Annotated in this window: 18 protein-coding genes; 9 read left to right on the top strand and 9 right to left on the bottom strand. The window is 72.1% G+C overall.

Annotated features, from left to right (window positions below; genetic code table 11):
- Positions 1 to 2: 2 nt before the first annotated feature.
- The 4 genes from AB0E07_RS26660 to mce form a co-directional block, all read right to left on the bottom strand.
- Positions 3 to 962, bottom strand: a complete 960-nt coding sequence (locus AB0E07_RS26660) for an ABC transporter ATP-binding protein (RefSeq protein WP_362257173.1) — start codon at positions 960 to 962, stop codon at positions 3 to 5.
- Positions 963 to 1047: 85 nt separating this feature from the next.
- A complete protein-coding gene (locus tag AB0E07_RS26655) occupies positions 1048 to 1983 on the bottom strand; it encodes a cellulose-binding protein (protein ID WP_362257170.1) in 936 nt (311 codons plus the stop codon).
- A gap of 183 nt (positions 1984 to 2166) precedes the next feature.
- Positions 2167 to 6015 (bottom strand): polarized growth protein Scy, encoded by a 3849-nt coding sequence (scy, locus tag AB0E07_RS26650; RefSeq protein ID WP_362257167.1) that lies wholly within the window; start codon positions 6013 to 6015, stop codon positions 2167 to 2169.
- 210 nt (positions 6016 to 6225) lie between these two features.
- The gene (mce, locus tag AB0E07_RS26645; protein ID WP_362257164.1) at positions 6226 to 6666 is read right to left on the bottom strand and encodes a methylmalonyl-CoA epimerase; all 441 of its coding nucleotides are present in this window, start codon (positions 6664 to 6666) and stop codon (positions 6226 to 6228) included.
- Positions 6667 to 6814: 148 nt separating this feature from the next.
- Between mce and AB0E07_RS26640 the strand changes: the two genes are divergently transcribed.
- Both AB0E07_RS26640 and meaB read left to right on the top strand, forming a co-directional pair.
- Entirely contained in the window at positions 6815 to 8017 is a 1203-nt protein-coding gene (locus AB0E07_RS26640; RefSeq protein WP_362257161.1) for an acetyl-CoA C-acetyltransferase, read from the top strand.
- A 31-nt stretch (positions 8018 to 8048) separates the two neighbouring features.
- The gene (gene meaB, locus AB0E07_RS26635) at positions 8049 to 9005 is read left to right on the top strand and encodes a methylmalonyl Co-A mutase-associated GTPase MeaB (RefSeq protein WP_362257158.1); all 957 of its coding nucleotides are present in this window, start codon (positions 8049 to 8051) and stop codon (positions 9003 to 9005) included.
- A 64-nt stretch (positions 9006 to 9069) separates the two neighbouring features.
- On the opposite strand, the gene AB0E07_RS26630 is transcribed toward meaB, so the two are convergent.
- On the bottom strand, positions 9070 to 9717 hold the full coding sequence (locus AB0E07_RS26630) for a PepSY domain-containing protein (RefSeq protein ID WP_362257155.1): 648 nt from the start codon (positions 9715 to 9717) through the stop codon (positions 9070 to 9072).
- Positions 9718 to 9831: 114 nt separating this feature from the next.
- Between AB0E07_RS26630 and AB0E07_RS26625 the strand changes: the two genes are divergently transcribed.
- Positions 9832 to 10494 (top strand): response regulator transcription factor, encoded by a 663-nt coding sequence (locus AB0E07_RS26625; protein WP_362257152.1) that lies wholly within the window; start codon positions 9832 to 9834, stop codon positions 10492 to 10494.
- A complete protein-coding gene (locus AB0E07_RS26620) occupies positions 10491 to 11894 on the top strand; it encodes a HAMP domain-containing sensor histidine kinase (protein WP_362257149.1) in 1404 nt (467 codons plus the stop codon). The genes AB0E07_RS26625 and AB0E07_RS26620 overlap by 4 nt, the downstream gene beginning before the upstream one ends.
- An 8-nt stretch (positions 11895 to 11902) precedes the next feature.
- On the opposite strand, the gene AB0E07_RS26615 is transcribed toward AB0E07_RS26620, so the two are convergent.
- The 4 genes from AB0E07_RS26615 to AB0E07_RS26600 all read right to left on the bottom strand — a co-directional run bounded on the left by AB0E07_RS26615 (position 11903) and on the right by AB0E07_RS26600 (position 14549).
- Positions 11903 to 12379, bottom strand: coding sequence for a MarR family transcriptional regulator (locus AB0E07_RS26615; protein WP_362257146.1), 477 nt, complete (start codon positions 12377 to 12379; stop codon positions 11903 to 11905).
- Positions 12380 to 12473: 94 nt separating this feature from the next.
- Complete coding sequence (locus tag AB0E07_RS26610) at positions 12474 to 13268, bottom strand: AIM24 family protein (protein WP_362257143.1); 795 nt, start codon at positions 13266 to 13268, stop codon at positions 12474 to 12476.
- Positions 13265 to 13915 (bottom strand): AIM24 family protein, encoded by a 651-nt coding sequence (locus AB0E07_RS26605; RefSeq protein WP_362257140.1) that lies wholly within the window; start codon positions 13913 to 13915, stop codon positions 13265 to 13267. The genes AB0E07_RS26610 and AB0E07_RS26605 overlap by 4 nt, the downstream gene beginning before the upstream one ends.
- A gap of 1 nt (position 13916) precedes the next feature.
- A complete protein-coding gene (locus AB0E07_RS26600) occupies positions 13917 to 14549 on the bottom strand; it encodes an AIM24 family protein (protein ID WP_186284987.1) in 633 nt (210 codons plus the stop codon).
- Positions 14550 to 14739: 190 nt separating this feature from the next.
- On the opposite strand from AB0E07_RS26600, the gene AB0E07_RS26595 reads away from it, so the two are divergent.
- The 5 genes from AB0E07_RS26595 (at position 14740) to AB0E07_RS26575 (ending at position 17610) form a co-directional block, all read left to right on the top strand.
- Positions 14740 to 15084, top strand: coding sequence for a DUF3817 domain-containing protein (locus AB0E07_RS26595; protein ID WP_362257137.1), 345 nt, complete (start codon positions 14740 to 14742; stop codon positions 15082 to 15084).
- Positions 15081 to 15380 carry an MTH1187 family thiamine-binding protein gene (locus AB0E07_RS26590; protein WP_362257134.1) on the top strand — a complete coding sequence of 100 codons (300 nt, stop codon included), beginning with the start codon at positions 15081 to 15083 and terminating at the stop codon, positions 15378 to 15380. The genes AB0E07_RS26595 and AB0E07_RS26590 overlap by 4 nt, the downstream gene beginning before the upstream one ends.
- A gap of 147 nt (positions 15381 to 15527) precedes the next feature.
- A complete protein-coding gene (locus tag AB0E07_RS26585; protein WP_362257131.1) occupies positions 15528 to 16289 on the top strand; it encodes a hypothetical protein in 762 nt (253 codons plus the stop codon).
- On the top strand, positions 16286 to 16966 hold the full coding sequence (locus tag AB0E07_RS26580; RefSeq protein WP_362257129.1) for a DUF4166 domain-containing protein: 681 nt from the start codon (positions 16286 to 16288) through the stop codon (positions 16964 to 16966). Before AB0E07_RS26585 ends, AB0E07_RS26580 begins: the two co-directional genes overlap by 4 nt.
- The gene (locus AB0E07_RS26575) at positions 16963 to 17610 is read left to right on the top strand and encodes a TetR/AcrR family transcriptional regulator (protein WP_362257126.1); all 648 of its coding nucleotides are present in this window, start codon (positions 16963 to 16965) and stop codon (positions 17608 to 17610) included. The genes AB0E07_RS26580 and AB0E07_RS26575 overlap by 4 nt, the downstream gene beginning before the upstream one ends.
- Positions 17611 to 17649: the final 39 nt, after the last annotated feature.

Genomic DNA, 17649 nt, shown 5'->3' with positions numbered 1-17649 from the left:
CCTCAGCCCTCCTTCCGCCAGCCGTCGCCCCACGCCCGCCGCTCCTCGGGAGGCGCCTGGGTGTGCGCGTGGTACTCCACCGACTCCGCGGTCAGCTGCATGAACGCCTCCTCCAGGGACGCCTGCTGCGGGCTCAGCTCATGCAGCACGATCCGGTACTGCGCCGCCAGTTCCCCGATCCGCTCCGACTGCCCGCCGTCCACCTCCAGCGTCCCGCTGCCCGTCTCCACCACCGTCATCCCGGCCCGGCGCAGCACCTCCAGCAGCCGGTCCCGGTGCGGGGAGCGGACCCGGATGTAGGTCCGCGAGTTCTGCGCGATGAAGTCGGCCATGGAGGTGTCGGCGAGCAGCCGCCCCTGGCCGATGACGACGAGATGGTCGGCGGTCAGCGCCATCTCGCTCATCAGATGGCTCGACACGAACACCGTCCGGCCCTGTTCGGCCAGCGATTTCATCAGGTTGCGGATCCAGTGGATGCCCTCGGGGTCGAGCCCGTTGACCGGCTCGTCGAACATCAGGATCCGGGGATCGCCGAGCAGCGCGCCCGCGATGCCGAGGCGCTGGCCCATGCCGAGCGAGAAGCCCTTGGCCTTCTTCCGCGCCACCGCGGTCAGGCCGACGGTGTCCAGGACCTCGTGCACGCGCGAGCGCGGGATGCCGTTGCTCTGCGCGAGGCAGAGCAGATGGTTGAAGGCGCTGCGCCCGCCGTGCATGGCCTTGGCGTCGAGCAGGGCGCCGATGTACTTCAGCGGGTCCTTCAGACGGTCGTAGTGTTGGCCGTCGATCCGGACGTCGCCCGCCGTCGGCCGGTCCAGGCCCAGCATCATGCGCATGGTGGTGGACTTGCCGGCGCCGTTGGGGCCGAGGAACCCGGTGACGATGCCGGGCCTGACGGTGAAGGTGAGATTGTTGACCGCCACCTTCTCGCCGTACCGCTTGGTCAGCCCCTCTAGCTCGATCATGCGGCCACGCTAAAACGGCACAAAGCCCTCTGCCACCGGAGTGGCAGAGGGCTTCGCGGGTGTTCAGCGGCTGTACGCCGGGGTGTTACCGGGACTGCTGCGCCGGAACCCCGCGGGAGATCGGCTCGTCCTCGGCCGGGGCGCCGGCGGCGGCCACCGCGGCACCGGTGAGGGTCGCCAGCATCTCGCGCACGTTCGTGAGCTGGGCGTTGATCGAGTCGCGGCGGTTGGTGAGGGCCGCGAGCTCGCGCTCGGATTCCGAACGGATGCGGTCGGCCTTGGCGTTGGCGTCGGCGACGATGTCCTCGGCCTGACGCTGCGCGGTCTCGACGGTCTGGCGGGCGCGGCGCTCGGCGTCCGTGCGCAGCTTCTCGGCCTCCAGGCGGAGCTGCTCGGCGCGGTGCTCGATCTCCGCGAGACGCTTCTCGGCCTTCTGCTGACGCGAGGCCAGGTCGCGCTCGGACTGCTCGCGGCGCTTGGCCAGGTTGGTCTCGAAGTCCGCGGCGGCCTGGGCGGCCTTGGCGCGGGTCTCCTCGAAGAGGGCGTCCGCCTCCTCGCGCTTGGACTGCGCGTCCTTCTGCGCCTCGGAGCGCAGCTGGGAGGCGTCGCTCTTGGCCTTCTCGACGATCCGGACGCCCTCGTCCTCCGCCTTGGCCTTGCGCTCGGAGGCGAACGACTCCGCGTCGTTGCGCACCTGCTGGGCCGCCGACTCGGCGAGCTCGCGGTGCTGCTCGGCGGCGCGGCGGGCCTCCTCGCGCAGATCCTTGGCCTCTTCCTCGGCGAGGCGGAGGATCTTCTCGACGCGCGCGCCGAGACCGGCGTACGACGGCTCGGCGTCGGTGACCTGGGCCTGGGCGTTCTGCGTCTCGAGGTGGAGCTCCTCGATGCGCTTTTCCAGAGCGGTGATGCGGGCGAGAGCGCTGTCACGGTCGGAGACGAGCTTGGAGATCCGTTCGTCCACCTGAGCGCGGTCGTACCCACGCCGCACAAGCTCGAAGCCGTAGGGGGAAGTGTCGCTCATGGGGTTCCTGTCGAAAGAGACCGGTGAGGTGATAGGTGGAATCCTAGGGGCCGAAGCGGTGTGTCATCGAGCGGATACGTGTTTGATCTGGAGAATGACACCCCTTTTGGGTGGCTGAGTGTCGGAACGCTTGCCAAAAAGTCGGGCAAAGGGCCCAGAAGGCACCGGAATCGCTCCGCCCGTCTAGCTCTCCGAGGTCTTGCCACCCGATCGAGGGGCGCCGACCGTGGCGCCTGCCTTGACGCCGCCGTCCTTGCCGCCCGCCGGGGCCTCGAAGGACTCCAGCGCCTCCAGAACGTCCTGGACCCGGGAGATCTCGGCGTTGATGTCCTCGCGCCGCCGGACCAGCACCTCCAGCTCGCGCTTGCCCTCCTCCACCGTCGCCCGCGCCTCGCGGATCGCCTCGGCCCGCAGCTCCTCGGCCTCCTTGACCAGCGTGGACTTCTTCAGCTCGGCTTCCTTGAGCAGCCCCTCGGCCTTCTTCACCGCGGCGATCCGGACCTTGCCCGCCTCGGAGTTGGCCTCCGAGACCAGCTCCTTGGCCTTCGCCGTGGCCTTCTCCAGCTGCTCCTCGGCGGCCTTGATGAGCGCGTCGCACCGGTCACCGGTGGACTTCATGGTCTCCGCGGCCTCGCGGCGGGCCCGCTCGTGCAGGCTCTCGATCTCGCCGGTGATGCGGTCCCGCAGCTCCTCCGCCCGCTCCCTTATCGCGGTGGCGTCCCGGCGGGCGCCGACGAGCAGCTCGTCCGCGTCCGTACGGGCCTTCTCCACCAGGGAGTTGCCCTCGACGGTGGCCTCCGCCACCAGCCGGTCGGCCTCCTTGCGGGCCGCGCCCACCATGCTGTCGGCCTGGCCCTCGGCGTCCGCGGTCGTCTGGTGCGCCTGCGTCTGCGCCTCGTTGAGCAGCTTGTCGGCCTCGGCCGCGGTCTCGGTGATGAGGGTGTCGACCTGCTCCGCCGCCTCCGAGCGTCGCTTGTTCGCGTCCTGGCGGGCCTCGTCGAGCGTGCGCTCGGCCTCCTCGCGCGCCGACGTGGTGACCCGCTCGGCCTCCGCGAGCGCCTCGGCCTTCAGCCGCTCCGACTCGGTACGGATCCGCTCGGCGTGCGTCTGCGCGGAACCGACCGTCTCGGCGGCCTCGGCGCGCAGCCGCTCCGCGTCGCCGGTGGCGTCCGACAGCAGCCGGTCGGCGGCCGAGACCGCCTCGGTCCGGATCCGCTCGGTCTCCTCGGCCGTCTCCAGGGTGAGCCGCTCGGCCTCCGAGCGCGCCTCGGTGATCAGGGTGTCGGCCTGGGTCGCCGCGTCCGACCGGATGCGGTTGGCGTCCTCGCGGGCCTCGGCCCGGGTACGCGCCGCCGCCTGGTCGGCCTCCGCGATGGTGTCCGAGGACTCCGTACGGACCCGCTGGGCGTGCTCGGCCGCGTCCGCGCGCAGCTGCTCCGCCTCGGCGATGGCCTCCGACATGGTCCGCTCGGCCAGCGCCTTGGCGGCCTCGGACTCCTCGGCCGCCTCGCGCCGGACACGGCTCGCGTCCTCCGCGGCCCGCTCCCGCTCGGAGTAGGCGTCGCCGCGGACCCGGTCCGCCTCCTCGCCGGCCTCCCGGCGGGTGCGCTCCGCCGCGTGCTCGGCCGCGCTGCGCAGCCCCTGGATCTCCTCCTGGGCCTGCTCGTGCAGCCCGGACACCGAGTCACGGACCTGCTGGGCGTGCTGCTCGGCCGCCGAGACCATCTCGGTCGCCCGCCGGTCCGCCTCCTCGACCAGCCGGACCGCCTCGGTCTGCGCCTCCTCCACGCGCTTGCGCGCCGAGGCCAGCAGCTCCTCGCTCTGCTCGCGGGCCCGCTCGCGCTCCTGGTCGGCCTCCTGGCGCGCCGAGCCCAGGGTCTCCTCGGCCTCCCGACGGCGCCGGGCGGCCTCCTCCTGGGCGGCGGCCAGCGTCTCCGACGCCTCGGTCGCCAGCCGCTCGGCGGCGGCCTGCGCCTCCGCGCGCACGCGGTCGGCGGTGTCCTGGGCCTCCGACTTCAGCCGCTCGGCCTCGGCGGCGGCCTCCGAACGCAGCCGTACGGCGACGGCCTCGCCCTCGGCGCGGGACGCCGACGCGTCCGCGGCGGCCTCGTCGCGCAGCCGGCCGGCCTCCGTCTCGGCCTGCTGCTGGAGGGTACGGATCCGCTCCGCCGCCTCCGCGCGCAGCCGGTCGTTCTCCTCGGCGGCCTCGCGACGGATCCGCTCGGCCTCCTCGCGGGCCTCCGTCAGCGCCTGCTCGGCGGAGGTCAGCCGCTGCTCGGCCTCGGTCTGGAGCCGGGTCAGTTCGTCGGCGGCCTCGGCCCGCCGGGCCTCGACCGCCTGCTCGGTCTCCTCGCGCAGCTCGCGCGCGGCCCGTTCGGCGTCGGCCTGGATGGACTCGGCCCGCTCGACGGCCTCCTCGCGCCGGCGCTCGGCCTCCTGCCGGGTGCGCTCCAGCGTCTCCTCGGCCTGTCGGCGCAGCGAGGTGGCGCGCTCGATGGCCTCGGTGCGGACCTTCTCGCTGTCCGCCGTGGCCTTCTGCCGCAGCTCGTCGGCGTCGGCCCTGGCCTTCGACAGCAGTTCCTCGGCGGTCTTGGCCGCCTCCTCGATCTGCTGGACGGCCTCCCGGCGGGCCTCCGCACGGATCCGCTCGCCCTCGGCCACCGCGTCGGCCCGCAGCTGCTCGGCCTCCCCGCGCAGCCGGCGCGCCTCCTCCTGGAGCTCGACCGTCTTGGCGCGGTACTCCTTGGTGTCGTCCTTCGCGGCGCCCTTGAGCTGCTCGGAGATGTCGTGCGCCTCGGCGCGCAGCCGGTCCGCCTCGCTCTCCGCCTCCCGGCGGATCCGCTCGGCCTCCTCGGTGGCGGCCTTGGTGGTGTTCTGCGCGTCCTGCTGGGCCTTGTTGAGGACGTCCTCGGCGGTCTTGGCCGCCTTCGACAGCTGGGTCGCGCTCTCCTCGGCGGTGAGCGTACGGGCCTTCTCGGCGGCCTCCGCGAGGACCTTCTCGGCCTCCGCGCGGGCGTCCGCGACGACCTGCTCGGCCTCCGCCCGGGTGGTCTCCGCCTCCTTGGTGGCCTCGCTGACCAGCCGGGCGACCTGCTCCTTGGCGGTACGGGTGCGCTGCTCGTTGGCCGACTCGGCGCCGCTGAGCGTCTTGGCGGCGGCCTCCTTGGCCTCGGCCAGCACCTTCTCGGCCTCGGACTGCGCCTTGCGCAGCGCCTCCTCGGCCTCCGCCATGCGCTGCTCGGCGGCCCGGCTCAGCTCGGCGGACTGGCGGCGGGCGGAGTCCGACTCGGTCGCCGTGGAGCTGCGCAGCTGCTCGGCGTGGTCGGTGGCCTCCTGGGCCTGGTTGGAGGCGGCGTTCAGCAGCCGCTCGGCGTCGGTGCGGGCCCGGCGCAGCAACTGCTCCGCCTCGGCCCGGGCGCTCTCGGCCTCGCTCTGGAGGCGCTGGCGTGCCTCGGCGGTGAGCCGCTCGGCCTCGGCGCGGGCGGCCGCCATGGACTGGTCGGCCTCGGCGCGGGTCTCGTCGAGGAGCCGGCGGGCCTGGGACTCGCTGCGGGCGCGCAGCTGCTCGGCCCACGCCACGTTCTCGTTGACGTGCGACTCGACGTTCTGGCGGCGCTCCGCCAGCTCCTGGTCGAGCTGCTGGCGGCGGGTGACCGCCTCCTGGTGCAGCTCCGCCTGGAGCCGCGCGGCTTGCTCGGCGTGCTCCTGGAGGATGCGCTGGGTCTGCGCCCGTACCTGGCTCAGCTCCCGCTCGGCGTCCTGCCTGAGCTGGTCGGCCTGCATCTGCGCGTTACGCAGCAGCTGCTCGGCCTGGTAGCCGATGTCACCGCCGTCGTAAGCGGGCCGGGACATGATGGTGCGCCGCGCCTCGTGCAGCTTGGCGCGCAGCACCTCGACCTGGTAGCCGAGGTCCTCGGCGTGCTGGATCGCCTTCTCCCGCTCGGTCTTCAGCCGATCCATCTCGGCCTCGAACCGAGAGAGGTGGTCGACGTCAGCCGCCGGCTCTCGCTCCTGGCGTTCGTAGCCCCGCACTGCGCGGTCCCATCCGTCCCCTGGTCGCAAGTCAAGCCATACGAGCACCGTCCATCCGCCGAACGGGGCCCCCGGGGAATGGTGTCAGATCAACGGTGGAGCATGGGCTGCCGCCCCGACGCTCGTCCCCCGAAACCCGGACCCCGGTCCGCGGTCGAACGCCCGAGAGCGACGACCGACCCCAACCCTACCGGCCCATATGTACGAGGGTCAGTGCTCAGGTGACTCAACAGCAGCCGAAGTGACCAGTTCTGTCAGTACTCCATGGCAATCCTTGGGGTGCAGGAAGGTGATCCGTGACCCCATGGAGCCGCGTCGAGGCTCCTCGTACAGAACGCGTACGCCCTTTTCGCGGATGTCCGCGGCCTCGGCGTCCACGTCTGCCGTACCGAAGGCGATGTGGTGCACCCCCTCGCCGTTCTTGGCCAGCCACTTCGCGACGGTGGAGTCCTCGCGGGTCGGCTCCAGCAGCTGGAGGTAGGACGCCCCGCCGTCGGAGGTGTCGTTGATCTTGAGCATGGCCTCGCGCACGCCCTGCTCCTCGTTGACCTCGGAGTGGAACACCTCGAAGCCGTACGTGGCCCGGTAGAACTCGACCGTGGCGTCGAGGTCGAAGCAGGCGATTCCGATGTGGTCGATTCGCGTCAGCATGGTGTCAGTGCAGCGCTCCCCGGGCGCTTGCGCAACGTGCCAGCGATCACACCGACGGCCCGGTGACGGCACGGAGTGCCACTCAGTACATTCGAAGTAAACCCTCGTTCACTCCTCGGCTGTGCAAGCTGGAAGGGGATCGCACCTCATGTCTGGAACGAACGGCACTACCTCGGTGATCGTCGCGGGCGCCCGTACGCCCATGGGACGGCTGCTGGGCTCGCTGAAGTCCTTCTCCGGAGCCGACCTCGGCGGCTTCGCGATCAAGGCCGCCCTCGACCGTGCGGGGATCGGCGGCGACCAGGTGCAGTACGTGATCATGGGCCAGGTGCTCCAGGCGGGCGCCGGGCAGATCCCGGCCCGTCAGGCCGCGGTCAAGGCCGGCATCCCGATGAACGTCCCGGCGCTGACCGTCAACAAGGTCTGCCTCTCCGGCCTCGACGCCATCGCGCTCGCCGACCAGCTGATCCGCGCCGGCGAGTTCGACGTGGTCGTCGCGGGCGGCCAGGAGTCCATGACCAACGCGCCCCACCTGCTGCCGAAGTCCCGCGAGGGCTTCAAGTACGGCGCCATCGAGATGCTCGACTCGATGGCGTACGACGGTCTGACCGACCCGTGGGCGAACATCCCGATGGGTGAGTCGACGGAGAAGCACAACACCCGCCTCGGCATCGCCCGCGAACCGCAGGACGAGATCGCCGCGCTGTCCCACCAGCGGGCCGCCGCCGCGCAGAAGAACGGCATCTTCGAGGCCGAGATCACCCCGGTGGAGATCCCGCAGCGCAAGGGCGAGCCGGTCGTCTTCAGCAAGGACGAGGGCATCCGCGCCGAGACCACCGCCGAGTCGCTGGGCAAGCTGCGTCCCGCCTTCGCCAAGGACGGCACGATCACCGCGGGCACCTCCTCGCAGATCTCCGACGGTGCCGCCGCGGTCGTCGTGATGAGCAAGGCCAAGGCGCAGGAGCTGGGCCTGGAGTGGATCGCCGAGATCGGCGCCCACGGCAATGTGGCGGGCCCGGACAGCAGCCTCCAGTCGCAGCCGTCGAACGCGATCCTGCACGCCCTGAAGAAGGAGGGCCTGGACGTCTCCGACCTCGACCTGATCGAGATCAACGAGGCGTTCGCGGCCGTCGCGGTCCAGTCAATGAAGGACCTCGGCGTGTCCACGGAAAAGGTGAACGTCAACGGTGGTGCCATCGCCCTCGGCCACCCGATCGGCATGTCCGGCGCGCGGGTGGTCCTCCACCTGGCGCTGGAGCTGCGGCGCCGGGGCGGCGGTGTCGGCGCGGCCGCGCTGTGCGGTGGCGGCGGTCAGGGCGACGCGCTGATCGTGCGGGTACCGAAGGCCTGACCGGTCTTCTCCTTGAGTGAACGGAGCTGTGATGCAGGACGTCTCCACGCTGGTGGCCCAGGCCAGGGAGGGCAGGCCGCGGGCCGTGGCTCGCCTGATCTCCCTGGTGGAGGGGGCGTCCCCGCAGCTGAGGGAGGTCATGGCGACGCTGGCCCCGCTGACCGGCGGGGCGTACGTGGTGGGCCTGACCGGCTCTCCGGGCGTGGGCAAGTCGACGTCCACGTCCGCCCTGGTCACGGCGTACCGCAAGCAGGGGCGGCGGGTCGGCGTGCTCGCGGTGGACCCCTCGTCGCCGTTCTCCGGCGGCGCGCTCCTCGGTGACCGGGTGCGGATGTCGGAGCACGCCTCCGACCCCGGGGTCTACATCCGGTCCATGGCCACCCGCGGTCACCTCGGCGGACTCGCCTGGGCGGCCCCGCAGGCGATCCGGGTCCTGGACGCGGCGGGCTGCGACGTGATCCTCGTCGAGACGGTCGGTGTCGGTCAGTCGGAGGTCGAGATCGCCTCCCAGGCCGACACCTCCGTGGTGCTCCTCGCCCCGGGCATGGGCGACGGCATCCAGGCGGCCAAGGCCGGGATCCTGGAGATCGGCGACGTGTACGTGGTGAACAAGGCCGACCGGGACGGCGCGGACGCCACCGCCCGGGAGCTGAACCACATGCTCGGCCTGGGCGAGTCCCGGAGCGCCGGCGACTGGCGGCCGCCGATCGTGAAGACGGTCGCGGCCCGCTCCGAGGGCATCGACGAGGTCGTCGAGGCGCTGGAGAAGCACCGCGCGTGGATGGAGGAGCGGGGGGTGCTGGCGGAGCGCCGCCGCTCGCGCGCGGCCCGCGAGGTCGAGACGATCGCGGTCACCGCCCTGCGCGAACGCATCGGCGACCTGCACGGCGACCGCCGCCTGAGCGCCCTCGCGGAACGGATCGTCGCGGGCGAACTGGACCCGTACCGGGCGGCGGACGAACTGGTCGCGGGCCTGACGCAGAGCTGAGTCCGCCCGGGGCCCCCGGGGCACCGCCGCTCCGCGGGGTGCCCCGGTGTGCCCTGGGCCGGTGTCAGTCGTCGTCGCGGTCGTCGCGGTCGTCCTGGTCACCGCGGTCGTCGGCGTCGGCGTCGTCGTCGCGGTCGTCCGTGTCGTCCTGGACGCGGGTGACCTCGCCCGTCTTCAGGTCGACCCGCCATTCGCCGCGCGTCGTCTCCACGTTCCAGGCCGCCGGGCCGTCGTCGTCCAGTTCCAGGTCGGTGACCGTGCCCTTCGCCGCGGCGGCGCGTGCGGCCTCCTGGGCGTCGACGGACGTGCCCTTCAGGGCGGCGAGGTCCTCGCGGCCCGAATCGTCGTCGTCGCGCCGGTCGCCGAGGACCTTGCCGGTCTCCGCGGAGACCCGGACCGTGTGCTCGACGGCGTCCGACGGCACCACGTCCACCTCCCAGGCGTCCGCGCCGTCGTCCTCCAGGTCCACGGAGACGGCGGTGCCGGGGGTGTGGGCCAGGGCGGCGGCCACCGCGTCCGCGGCGGTGACCCGCGCACCGCCGGCCGCCACGGCGTCGTCGTCCCGGCCGTCGTCGTCCCGGTCGTCGGTGACCCGCGTGTTCGACGTGTCCCGCGCCGGTGCGTCGTCGTCACCCGACGCGTAGGCCACGACGGTGCCGCCGCCGGCGAGTACCGCGGCGGTGACGGTGGCGATGACGAGCTTGCGCTTCATGCTGGTTCCTCCCGAGTCGTGTGCTGCGACGGGAACCAAGCTGCCGGAGCGACGCTGAGGGGAAGCTGAAGGACCCTGAAGAACTCTTCAGCTTCGCTTTGCCAGGCTGTACCCATGCGCCTGTTGATCGTGGAGGACGAAAAGCGCCTCGCCCTGTCCCTCGCCAAGGGCCTCACCGCCGAGGGATACGCCGTGGACGTCGTCCACGACGGACGCGAGGGCCTGCACCGCGCCACGGAGGGCACCTACGACCTGCTGATCCTCGACATCATGCTGCCCGGCCTCAACGGCTACCGGGTCTGCGCCGCCCTGCGCGCCGCCGGCGACGACACGCCCATCCTGATGCTCACCGCCAAGGACGGCGAGTACGACGAGGCCGAGGGGCTGGACACCGGCGCGGACGACTACCTCACCAAGCCGTTCTCCTACGTCGTACTGCTCGCCCGGCTCAAGGCGCTGCTGAGGCGCCGCGGCCCCGGCGCCTCGCCCGTGCTGGTCCACGGCGACCTGCGGCTCGACACCGCCGCCCGCCGCGTCCACCTCGCCGACGCCGAGGTCACCCTCACCGCGAAGGAGTTCGCCGTGCTGGAGCAGCTCGCCACGCGCCCCGGCGAGGTGGTCTCCAAGGCGCGGATCCTGGAGCACGTCTGGGACTTCGCCTACGACGGCGACCCGAACATCGTCGAGGTCTACATCAGCGCCCTGCGCCGCAAGCTCCGCCCCGGAGTCATCGGCACCGTCCGGGGCGCCGGCTACCGGCTGGAGGCGGAGCGATGAGCCGCCTCTTCGGCTCGGTGCGGGCCAGGGCCACCCTCGGCGCCACCCTCGTCGTCGCGGTGGCCCTGGTCGCGGCCGGTGCCGCGGTGCTGCTCTCGCTCCGCTCCAACCTGGTGGACCAGGCCGGGACCAAGGCCGAGCGCGCGGCCCGGAACATCGCCGCGCAGCTCGCGGCCGGACAGACCTACGAGGCGCTCGACCTCGACGACGAGGACACCCCGGTCCAGGTCGTGGACGCCGACGGCACCCTGGTCGCGGCCAGTCCCGACCTGGAACGGATCACCGGCACCGGCACGGCGGAGGTCACCCCGAGGGCGCCGGCCGAGAGCCGCGGCACCGGCGACGACGATGACGACGACACCGCCCTCGAACCCGGCGAGATCGCGTCCGACACCGACTTCACCGACGGCTCCGCGACCGTCGACGGCACCACCGAGGACTACCGCTTCGCCGCGGTCGAGGTCGACACCGGCGACCGGGGCCTGCTCACCGTCCACGCGGGCGGCTCCCTGGACGCCGAGCAGAGCGCCGTGAGCACGGCGACCACCGGCATGCTCACCGGCTTCCCGCTGCTGCTCGGGGTAGTCGGCGCGGTCACCTGGCTGGTCACCCGGCGCGCCCTGCGCCCGGTGGAGGGCATCCGGCGCGAGATGGCGGAGATCACCGCCTCGGAGGACCTGTCCCGGCGGGTCCCGGAGCCGGGGACCCACGACGAGATCGCCCGGCTGGCCCGGACCACGAACGAGACCTTGTGCGCCCTCCAGGCGTCCGTGGAACGCCAGCGCCGGTTCGTCGCCGACGCCTCGCACGAACTGCGCAGCCCGATCGCTTCCCTGCGCACCCAGCTCGAAGTGGCCTCCGCGCACCCGGAGTTCCTGGACCTGGACGGGGCCGTCGCGGACACCGTGCGGCTGCAGCACCTCGCCGCCGATCTGCTGCTGCTCGCCCGGCTCGACGCGGGGGAGCGCCCCACCGGAACCCTGCTGGACCTGGCCGCGCTGGCCGCGGAGGAGGGCGCGGGACGGGCCGCGGTGACGGTGGTGACGGACGGGCCGGCGCAGGTGACCGGATCCCGGAGCCAGGTGGGGCGGGTGCTCGCCAACCTGCTGAACAACGCGGAGCGGCACGCCCGGACCGCGATCACCCTGACCGTCCGGCGGGACGGCGACCGCGTGGTGGCCGAGGTCGCCGACGACGGCGACGGCGTGCCGGAGGCGGACCGGGAGCGGATCTTCGAGCGGTTCGTACGGCTGGACGAGGCCCGCAGCAGGGACGACGGCGGTGCCGGACTGGGCCTGGCCATCGCCCGTGATGTCGCGGAGCGGCACGGCGGCACGCTCACGGTGCGGGAGGCGCCGGACGGCGGAGCCCTCTTCGAACTCCGCCTTCCGACGGTGTGATCAGCGGGTCACGGACGCCCGCGCTGGCCGCGCAGGTGCTCCGCGATCGGCTTGAGTCCCTTGTCCAGCTCCACCAGCGCCTCGGGCGTCAGCAGGTCGATGAAGTGCCGGCGCACGGACGCGACGTGGTGCGGCGAGACCTTCTTCATGGTCTCCATGCCGTGCTCGGTGAGGACGGCGTAGAGCCCCCGGCGGTCGGACTCGCAGTTCTCGCGCCGGACCAGGTCCGCGTTCTCCATGCGGGTGATCTGGTGGGAGAGCCGGCTCTTGGACTGGAGGGTGGCGGAGGCGAGGTCGCTCATCCGCATCCGTACGTCCTCCGACTCGGAGAGGTTCACCAGGATCTCGTAGTCGTTCATCGTCAGGCCGAACGGCTGGAGGTCCCGTTCGAGCTGGTACGTCAACAGCCTGTTGACCTCCAGGTGGGTGCGCCAGGCGCACTGCTCCGCATCGGTCAGCCAGCGCGTGGCCGTCTCGGTCTCCATGAATGAAGTCTACCTAAAATGTTGAAATGCGAACTAGCGAGGGCGGTGTGACAGTGCGCACGCGTTCGAACCGTCACACTCCGCAGACTACCGCTCACAGCCCGAAGCGACGCTGGAGGTCCCCCAGCTGTCCGGGAAGGCGCGGTGCGCCGGCTTGCTGTGAGCCACCTGTGGGGGCACCGTGTCCGGGTACTCCCGCCTGGTGCGGGACGGTGCCCGTCGCCTGCTCGGCCATGAGCGCCTCGGAGGACTGCAGGAGCACCGTGCCGGCTCCCACGAACTCGAACTGGTGCTCCTCCCCGGAGGCCCCTCCGAGCCCCGTCATCGCACGTAGACCGCCCATCAGGCCGGTCATGTAGCCGTAGTCGTAGTGGTGGCACGGAGAGGGACAGTCGGCCCAGCCGACCAGCGCCTGCGGATCCACCCGGATCGGCGGTTCCATGAACACCACCGGCCCGTTGGACGCGGCCACGAACTTGCCGGTTCCGATCAGGGTCAGAAATCCCGGCACGATCGACTGCTTCAGCGAGAGAGTTGGCTGAAAAGCGAGCAGGTTGCCTGAGCGAATGGTCAGGTTGCCGTCGTCGAGGTCGAAGGAATTGACGTCGAAGGCCCGGTCGGCGAGGAGCATCTTGCCCGAGCCCTCGGCCACGACCCAGTCGCTCGCGTGCAGAGGCGAATGGAAGGACGTGCGGACGAGCCGGTCGAGCCGGCCGTGTCCGATGCCGTTGAAGTCGATCGAGCCGTAGTAGGCGATCATCTTGCCCTTCTGCAGGAACCACTGGGTTCCCTTCAGCTCCACGCAGAAGGTGTAGGCGTTGACGTTGTCGTCGGACGGCAGGGTCATCGGGTCGTGGACGACCGGCCCCGCACCCGGGTAGGTGCTCACAGCTTCTCCTCCGAGGCCTGGACGTACACCACGCCGTTGCCGCTCAGCTCCAGTTGGAAGGCCTCGCCGGAGCCCCGGCCCACCATGTCCCGCCAGCCCAGCGCGGTCGACAGCTTGTTGCGCACGTCCCCGTGGTGGGCCACGTACGCCTGCGGGTCGACATGGACCGGGCGCTGCGGGCTGATGGGGATCTCCAGGACGCCGCCGTGCGCCATGACCGCGACCGCGCCGTGGCCGCGCAGGGTGGTGGTGAACAGGCCCTGGCCGGTCACCTGGCCGCGGACCATGCCCATCACGCCGCCCTGCGAGCCCAGGAACATCGTGCCCTGCTCCAGGGTGCCCTCGAAGGCCAGCAGACGGTCCGCCTCGACGTAGAGGGTGTCGCCCGTGAGGCCGATGACCTGGACGTGGTGGCCGCCGTGCCCGAAGAACACGGTGCCGCTGCCCTCCACCGTCATCAGCGGGGTCGCCTCGCCCGCGACCCGGCGCCCGATCATGGACATCAGGCCGCCCTGGCCACCGCTGGTGTTGGGGGTGAAGGACACGTCGCCGCGGTAGGCGAGCATCGCCCCCCGCTGGCTGAACAGCCGCTGCCCGGGCAGCACGGTCGCCTCGACCATCTTGGAGTTGATCTCACGCAAGGCCATGTCAGACGTCCCCCGCGATCGTGTTGCGCTCGCTCGGCTGCACGTAGACCAGGCCGTCGCCCTCGAACCGGATCTGGAAGGCCTCGCCGCCGCCCTCGCCCATCAGCGTGCGGAAGGTCACACCGGACTGGAAGGACTGCCGCAGGTCGCCCTGATGGGCGATGTACGCCCCGGGGTCGACGGTCAGCGGGTACTGCGCGCTGACCCGGAGCACCACCGCCGGACCGTCCGAGGTGATCGCCGCCTGGCCGTGCCCCTCCACGGTGGTGGTGAACAGGCCGTTGCCCTGGGAGGCCCCGCGCAGGCCGGTGAACGAGGTGCCGGTCCTCAGGCCGCCGTCGGTGGCGAGCAGATTGCTCGACTCCACGTAGAGCTTGTCCCCCTGGAGGCCGACGAGGTTGATCTCGGACGCCCGGTCCGCGAACCAGCAGGTCCCGTGCCCCTTCACCTCCATCACCGTCATCTGTTCGCCGGTGATGCGCCGGGTCACCATGCCCCGGATGCCCTCACCGCCGCCGCTCAGTTTCTTGAACGCCATCTGTCCGTCGTACGCGACCATCGAGCCGTTCTTCGCCTTCACGGCGTCCCCGGTCATCTCGACGGCGAGCACCTTGCTGCCCTGAAGTCGGAACATCGCCACGCAGCGAAGGTAGCCCCGCCGGGCCGCCGCCGACAGGGCCCGTGGGTGGAGAACGACCCTGAACGTTCCCCGAGGCCCGCCCCGGGGGACCCCGGAGCGGACCACCCCCGCCCGTTTGCCACAATGGGCGAACGTTTGTGCTCGCGTTCACAAACTCCGACGACTCTCCCACCGAAGGTGACCCGTGGACATCAAGACCGCCACCGCCCTCCGCCGCCTCCGCCTCGTCTCCTCGCCCGAGGCGGTCTCCTTCCTGCTCCTGCTGGTCTGCTCGGTGCTGAAGCGGACCACGGACTTCAACGCGGTCCCCGTGATGGGCGCGATCCACGGCATCCTCTTCGTCCTCTACGTGATCTTCTGGGCGGACGCCTGGAACCGGGCCAAGTGGCCGCTGGGCACCGCCGCTCTCTACTTCGTCCTCTCCGTCCTGCCCGCCGGCGGCTTCTTCGCCGAGCGCAGGCTCAAGCGCGAGGCCGAGGACGCGGTCATCGCGTCCCGCGCCCGCCAGGAGGGGGCGGTGAAGGCGTGATCGTCGCCTTTTCCGTGACCCCGCTCGGGGTCGGCGAGGACGTGGGGGAGTACGTCGCCGACGCCGTCCGCGTGGTCCGCGAGTCCGGGCTGCCGCACCGCACCGACGCGATGTTCACCTCGATCGAGGGCGAGGACTGGGACCAGGTCATGGACGTGGTCAAGCGGGCCGTCGCCGCCGTGGAGGCACGCGCGCCGCGGGTCTCCCTGGTCCTCAAGGCCGACATCCGGCCCGGGGTCACCGACGGACTCACCTCCAAGGTGGAGACGGTCGAGCGGTACCTGGCCGCCGAGTAGACCGGCGCCGACAGCGCGCGAACCCCGGCCCACGCGGGCCGGGGTTTTTTCGTACCCACTGTTTGAGCGGTCGCTCAAAAAGGTGTAGCTTCAGCTCCGAGAGTTTTGAGCATTCGCTCAAAATGCTGGCTGACCTGGGGGAATCGCATGGGTCGCACCGATCTGTACATCGAGGCCCATATCCGGGCCGATCTCGACACCGTCTGGTCCCGCAGTCAGGAGCCCTCCGCGCACCAGCGCTGGGACCTCCGCTTCACCGAGATCGCTCACCTCCCGCGCGCGGAGGGCGAACCGCAGCGCTTCCGCTACGCCACCCGCGTCCTGCCCTTCCTCACCCTCGCCGGCACCGGGGTCTCGGCGGGCGAGAAGGAGCGCCCCGACGGCACCCGCACCTCCGCCCTGCGCTTCGCCTCCCCGCACCCCCTCTCCCCGCTCGCCGAGGGCAGCGGCTACTGGCGCTACATCCCGGACGGCGACGGAGTCCGCTTCCTCACCGGCTACGACTACCGCCCTCGCTGGGGCGCGGCGGGCGCGCTCGCCGACCGGCTGGTCCTGCGCCCGCTCATGGGCTGGGCGACGGCCTGGTCCTTCGACCGGCTGCGGCTGTGGCTGGAGCGCGGGATCAGCCCGGAGCGGGCGCTGGTGAACTGGCTGGCGGAACTGGCCGTGCGCGCCCTGGTGCTCGTTGTCTGCTGCACGGGCCTCGGCGTCGAGTCCGTGCTCCTGCTGCTCGGGCCGTTCGCCGCGTCCGCGGCTTACCTGTGCCCCCTCCTCCTCGCCGTCGCCATCTGCGTGGCGCTCTTCAAGGAGCCCCTGGCCTGTACCCCGGCCGCCCGCCGCTGTCTGCGCCGGCCACCGACCCGGGTGCGCGCGCCCCGGCTCCTGCGCACCCTGGAGAACCCGCGATGACCTCGATCTTCCGTACCGCCATGGGCGCCGACTTCGCCCGGCTGCACCCCCGGCTCCAGCGCCGCTTCTCGGTCGGCCTGGCCGGCGGCGAGGCCTGCACCGGACGGGGCGTCATGGACCGGATCTGGCACGGCGGGGCGTTCGTGAAGCCGTTCCTGGCCCTCGGCGCCACCCGCAACATCCTGGTCCCCAGCCAGGGCCGCCAGGTGCCCTTCGTGATCGAGAACGTGCCGTACGCCGACACCTTCGGGCGTGAGACGGTGAGCTTCGTGCGCACCTTCGACCTGCCCGGCCGCCCCCGCCGCTTCGACGCCCAGATGGTGCTCGGCCCCGGCGGCGACCGCGTCCTCGACTACCTCGGCACCCACCAGCACCTCGCCACCGACCTGCACTTTCGGGCCGAGCCCGACGGCTCGCTGCTGATCCGCTCCGGCGAGCACCGCTTCCGGGAGGGTCCGGTGGACGTCCGGGTGCCCGAACTGATCGGCGCCACCGCCGAGGTGCGCGAGTCCTACGACGACGCCACGGACCGCTTCCGCATCCGGGTCCGGGTGGTCAACCGCCGGTTCGGTCCCCTGTTCGGTTACGAGGGCTCCTTCCGGGCCACGTACACCGACGTCCGCGGGTGCGGGGTGCGCCCGGGGCTGCGGCCGGTGCGCGAGGAGGCGCGCGCGTGAGCCCGGAGACCGCCAAGTCCCGGGAGACCAGGGCGAAGCTCCTCGACGGCGCGCTGCGCACGCTCACCGAGCAGGGCATCGCCAAGACCTCCGCGCGCTCCGTCGCGGCCGCCGCCGGGGTCAACCAGGCACTGGTCTTCTACCACTTCGGATCGCTGAACGACCTGCTCGCCGCCGCCTGCCGGCACGGCGCCGAGCGGCAGGTCGCCCGCTACCGGGACCGGTTCGCCGGTGTCACCTCGCTCTCCGGACTCCTCGCCCTCGGCCGGGAGATCCACGAGGAGGAACGGGCCGCCGGTCATGTCTCCCGCCTCGGCCAGCTCCTGGCGGGCGCCCAGACCCACGAGAGCCTGGGCCGCGCCACCGCCGCCGGCCTCGACCTCTGGATCGCCGAGATCGAACAGGTCCTCAGGAGGGTGCTGCCCGAGACCCCGTTCGGCGAGTTCGTCGACCCCGCCGGCCTCGCGCGGGCGGTGGCCGCCTCCTTCGTCGGCATCGAGCTGTACGAGGGCGCGGACGCGCCCGGGGCGGCCGCCGCCCTGGACGCGCTGGAGCAACTCGGCCGTCTGGTCGCCGCACTCGACGACCTCGGACCGATGGCCCAGCGGGCGATCCGGCACCACCTGCGGCGCACCCGGCGCTGACCTCCCACGTTCCGCGCGTCCCGCGCCGCCGGGCCGCCC

Origin of the sequence: Streptomyces sp. NPDC048002 (genome assembly GCF_040653275.1) — a bacterium.
Lineage (GTDB): Bacteria > Actinomycetota > Actinomycetes > Streptomycetales > Streptomycetaceae > Streptomyces.
Note: the sequence above shows the minus strand (reverse complement) of the source record. Positions and strands in the feature narration are given on the sequence as shown.

Coding starts and splice junctions, on each gene's coding strand:
- AB0E07_RS26620 (WP_362257149.1), top strand. CDS start 10,491: ATGAGCCGCCTCTTCGGCTCGGTGCGGGCCAGGGCCACCCTCGGCGCC.
- AB0E07_RS26615 (WP_362257146.1), bottom strand. CDS start 12,379: ATGGAGACCGAGACGGCCACGCGCTGGCTGACCGATGCGGAGCAGTGC.
- AB0E07_RS26640 (WP_362257161.1), top strand. CDS start 6,815: ATGTCTGGAACGAACGGCACTACCTCGGTGATCGTCGCGGGCGCCCGT.
- AB0E07_RS26660 (WP_362257173.1), bottom strand. CDS start 962: ATGATCGAGCTAGAGGGGCTGACCAAGCGGTACGGCGAGAAGGTGGCG.
- AB0E07_RS26580 (WP_362257129.1), top strand. CDS start 16,286: ATGACCTCGATCTTCCGTACCGCCATGGGCGCCGACTTCGCCCGGCTG.
- AB0E07_RS26630 (WP_362257155.1), bottom strand. CDS start 9,717: ATGAAGCGCAAGCTCGTCATCGCCACCGTCACCGCCGCGGTACTCGCC.
- AB0E07_RS26585 (WP_362257131.1), top strand. CDS start 15,528: ATGGGTCGCACCGATCTGTACATCGAGGCCCATATCCGGGCCGATCTC.
- AB0E07_RS26625 (WP_362257152.1), top strand. CDS start 9,832: ATGCGCCTGTTGATCGTGGAGGACGAAAAGCGCCTCGCCCTGTCCCTC.
- meaB (WP_362257158.1), top strand. CDS start 8,049: ATGCAGGACGTCTCCACGCTGGTGGCCCAGGCCAGGGAGGGCAGGCCG.
- AB0E07_RS26655 (WP_362257170.1), bottom strand. CDS start 1,983: ATGAGCGACACTTCCCCCTACGGCTTCGAGCTTGTGCGGCGTGGGTAC.
- mce (WP_362257164.1), bottom strand. CDS start 6,666: ATGCTGACGCGAATCGACCACATCGGAATCGCCTGCTTCGACCTCGAC.
- AB0E07_RS26605 (WP_362257140.1), bottom strand. CDS start 13,915: ATGGCCTTGCGTGAGATCAACTCCAAGATGGTCGAGGCGACCGTGCTG.
- AB0E07_RS26600 (WP_186284987.1), bottom strand. CDS start 14,549: ATGTTCCGACTTCAGGGCAGCAAGGTGCTCGCCGTCGAGATGACCGGG.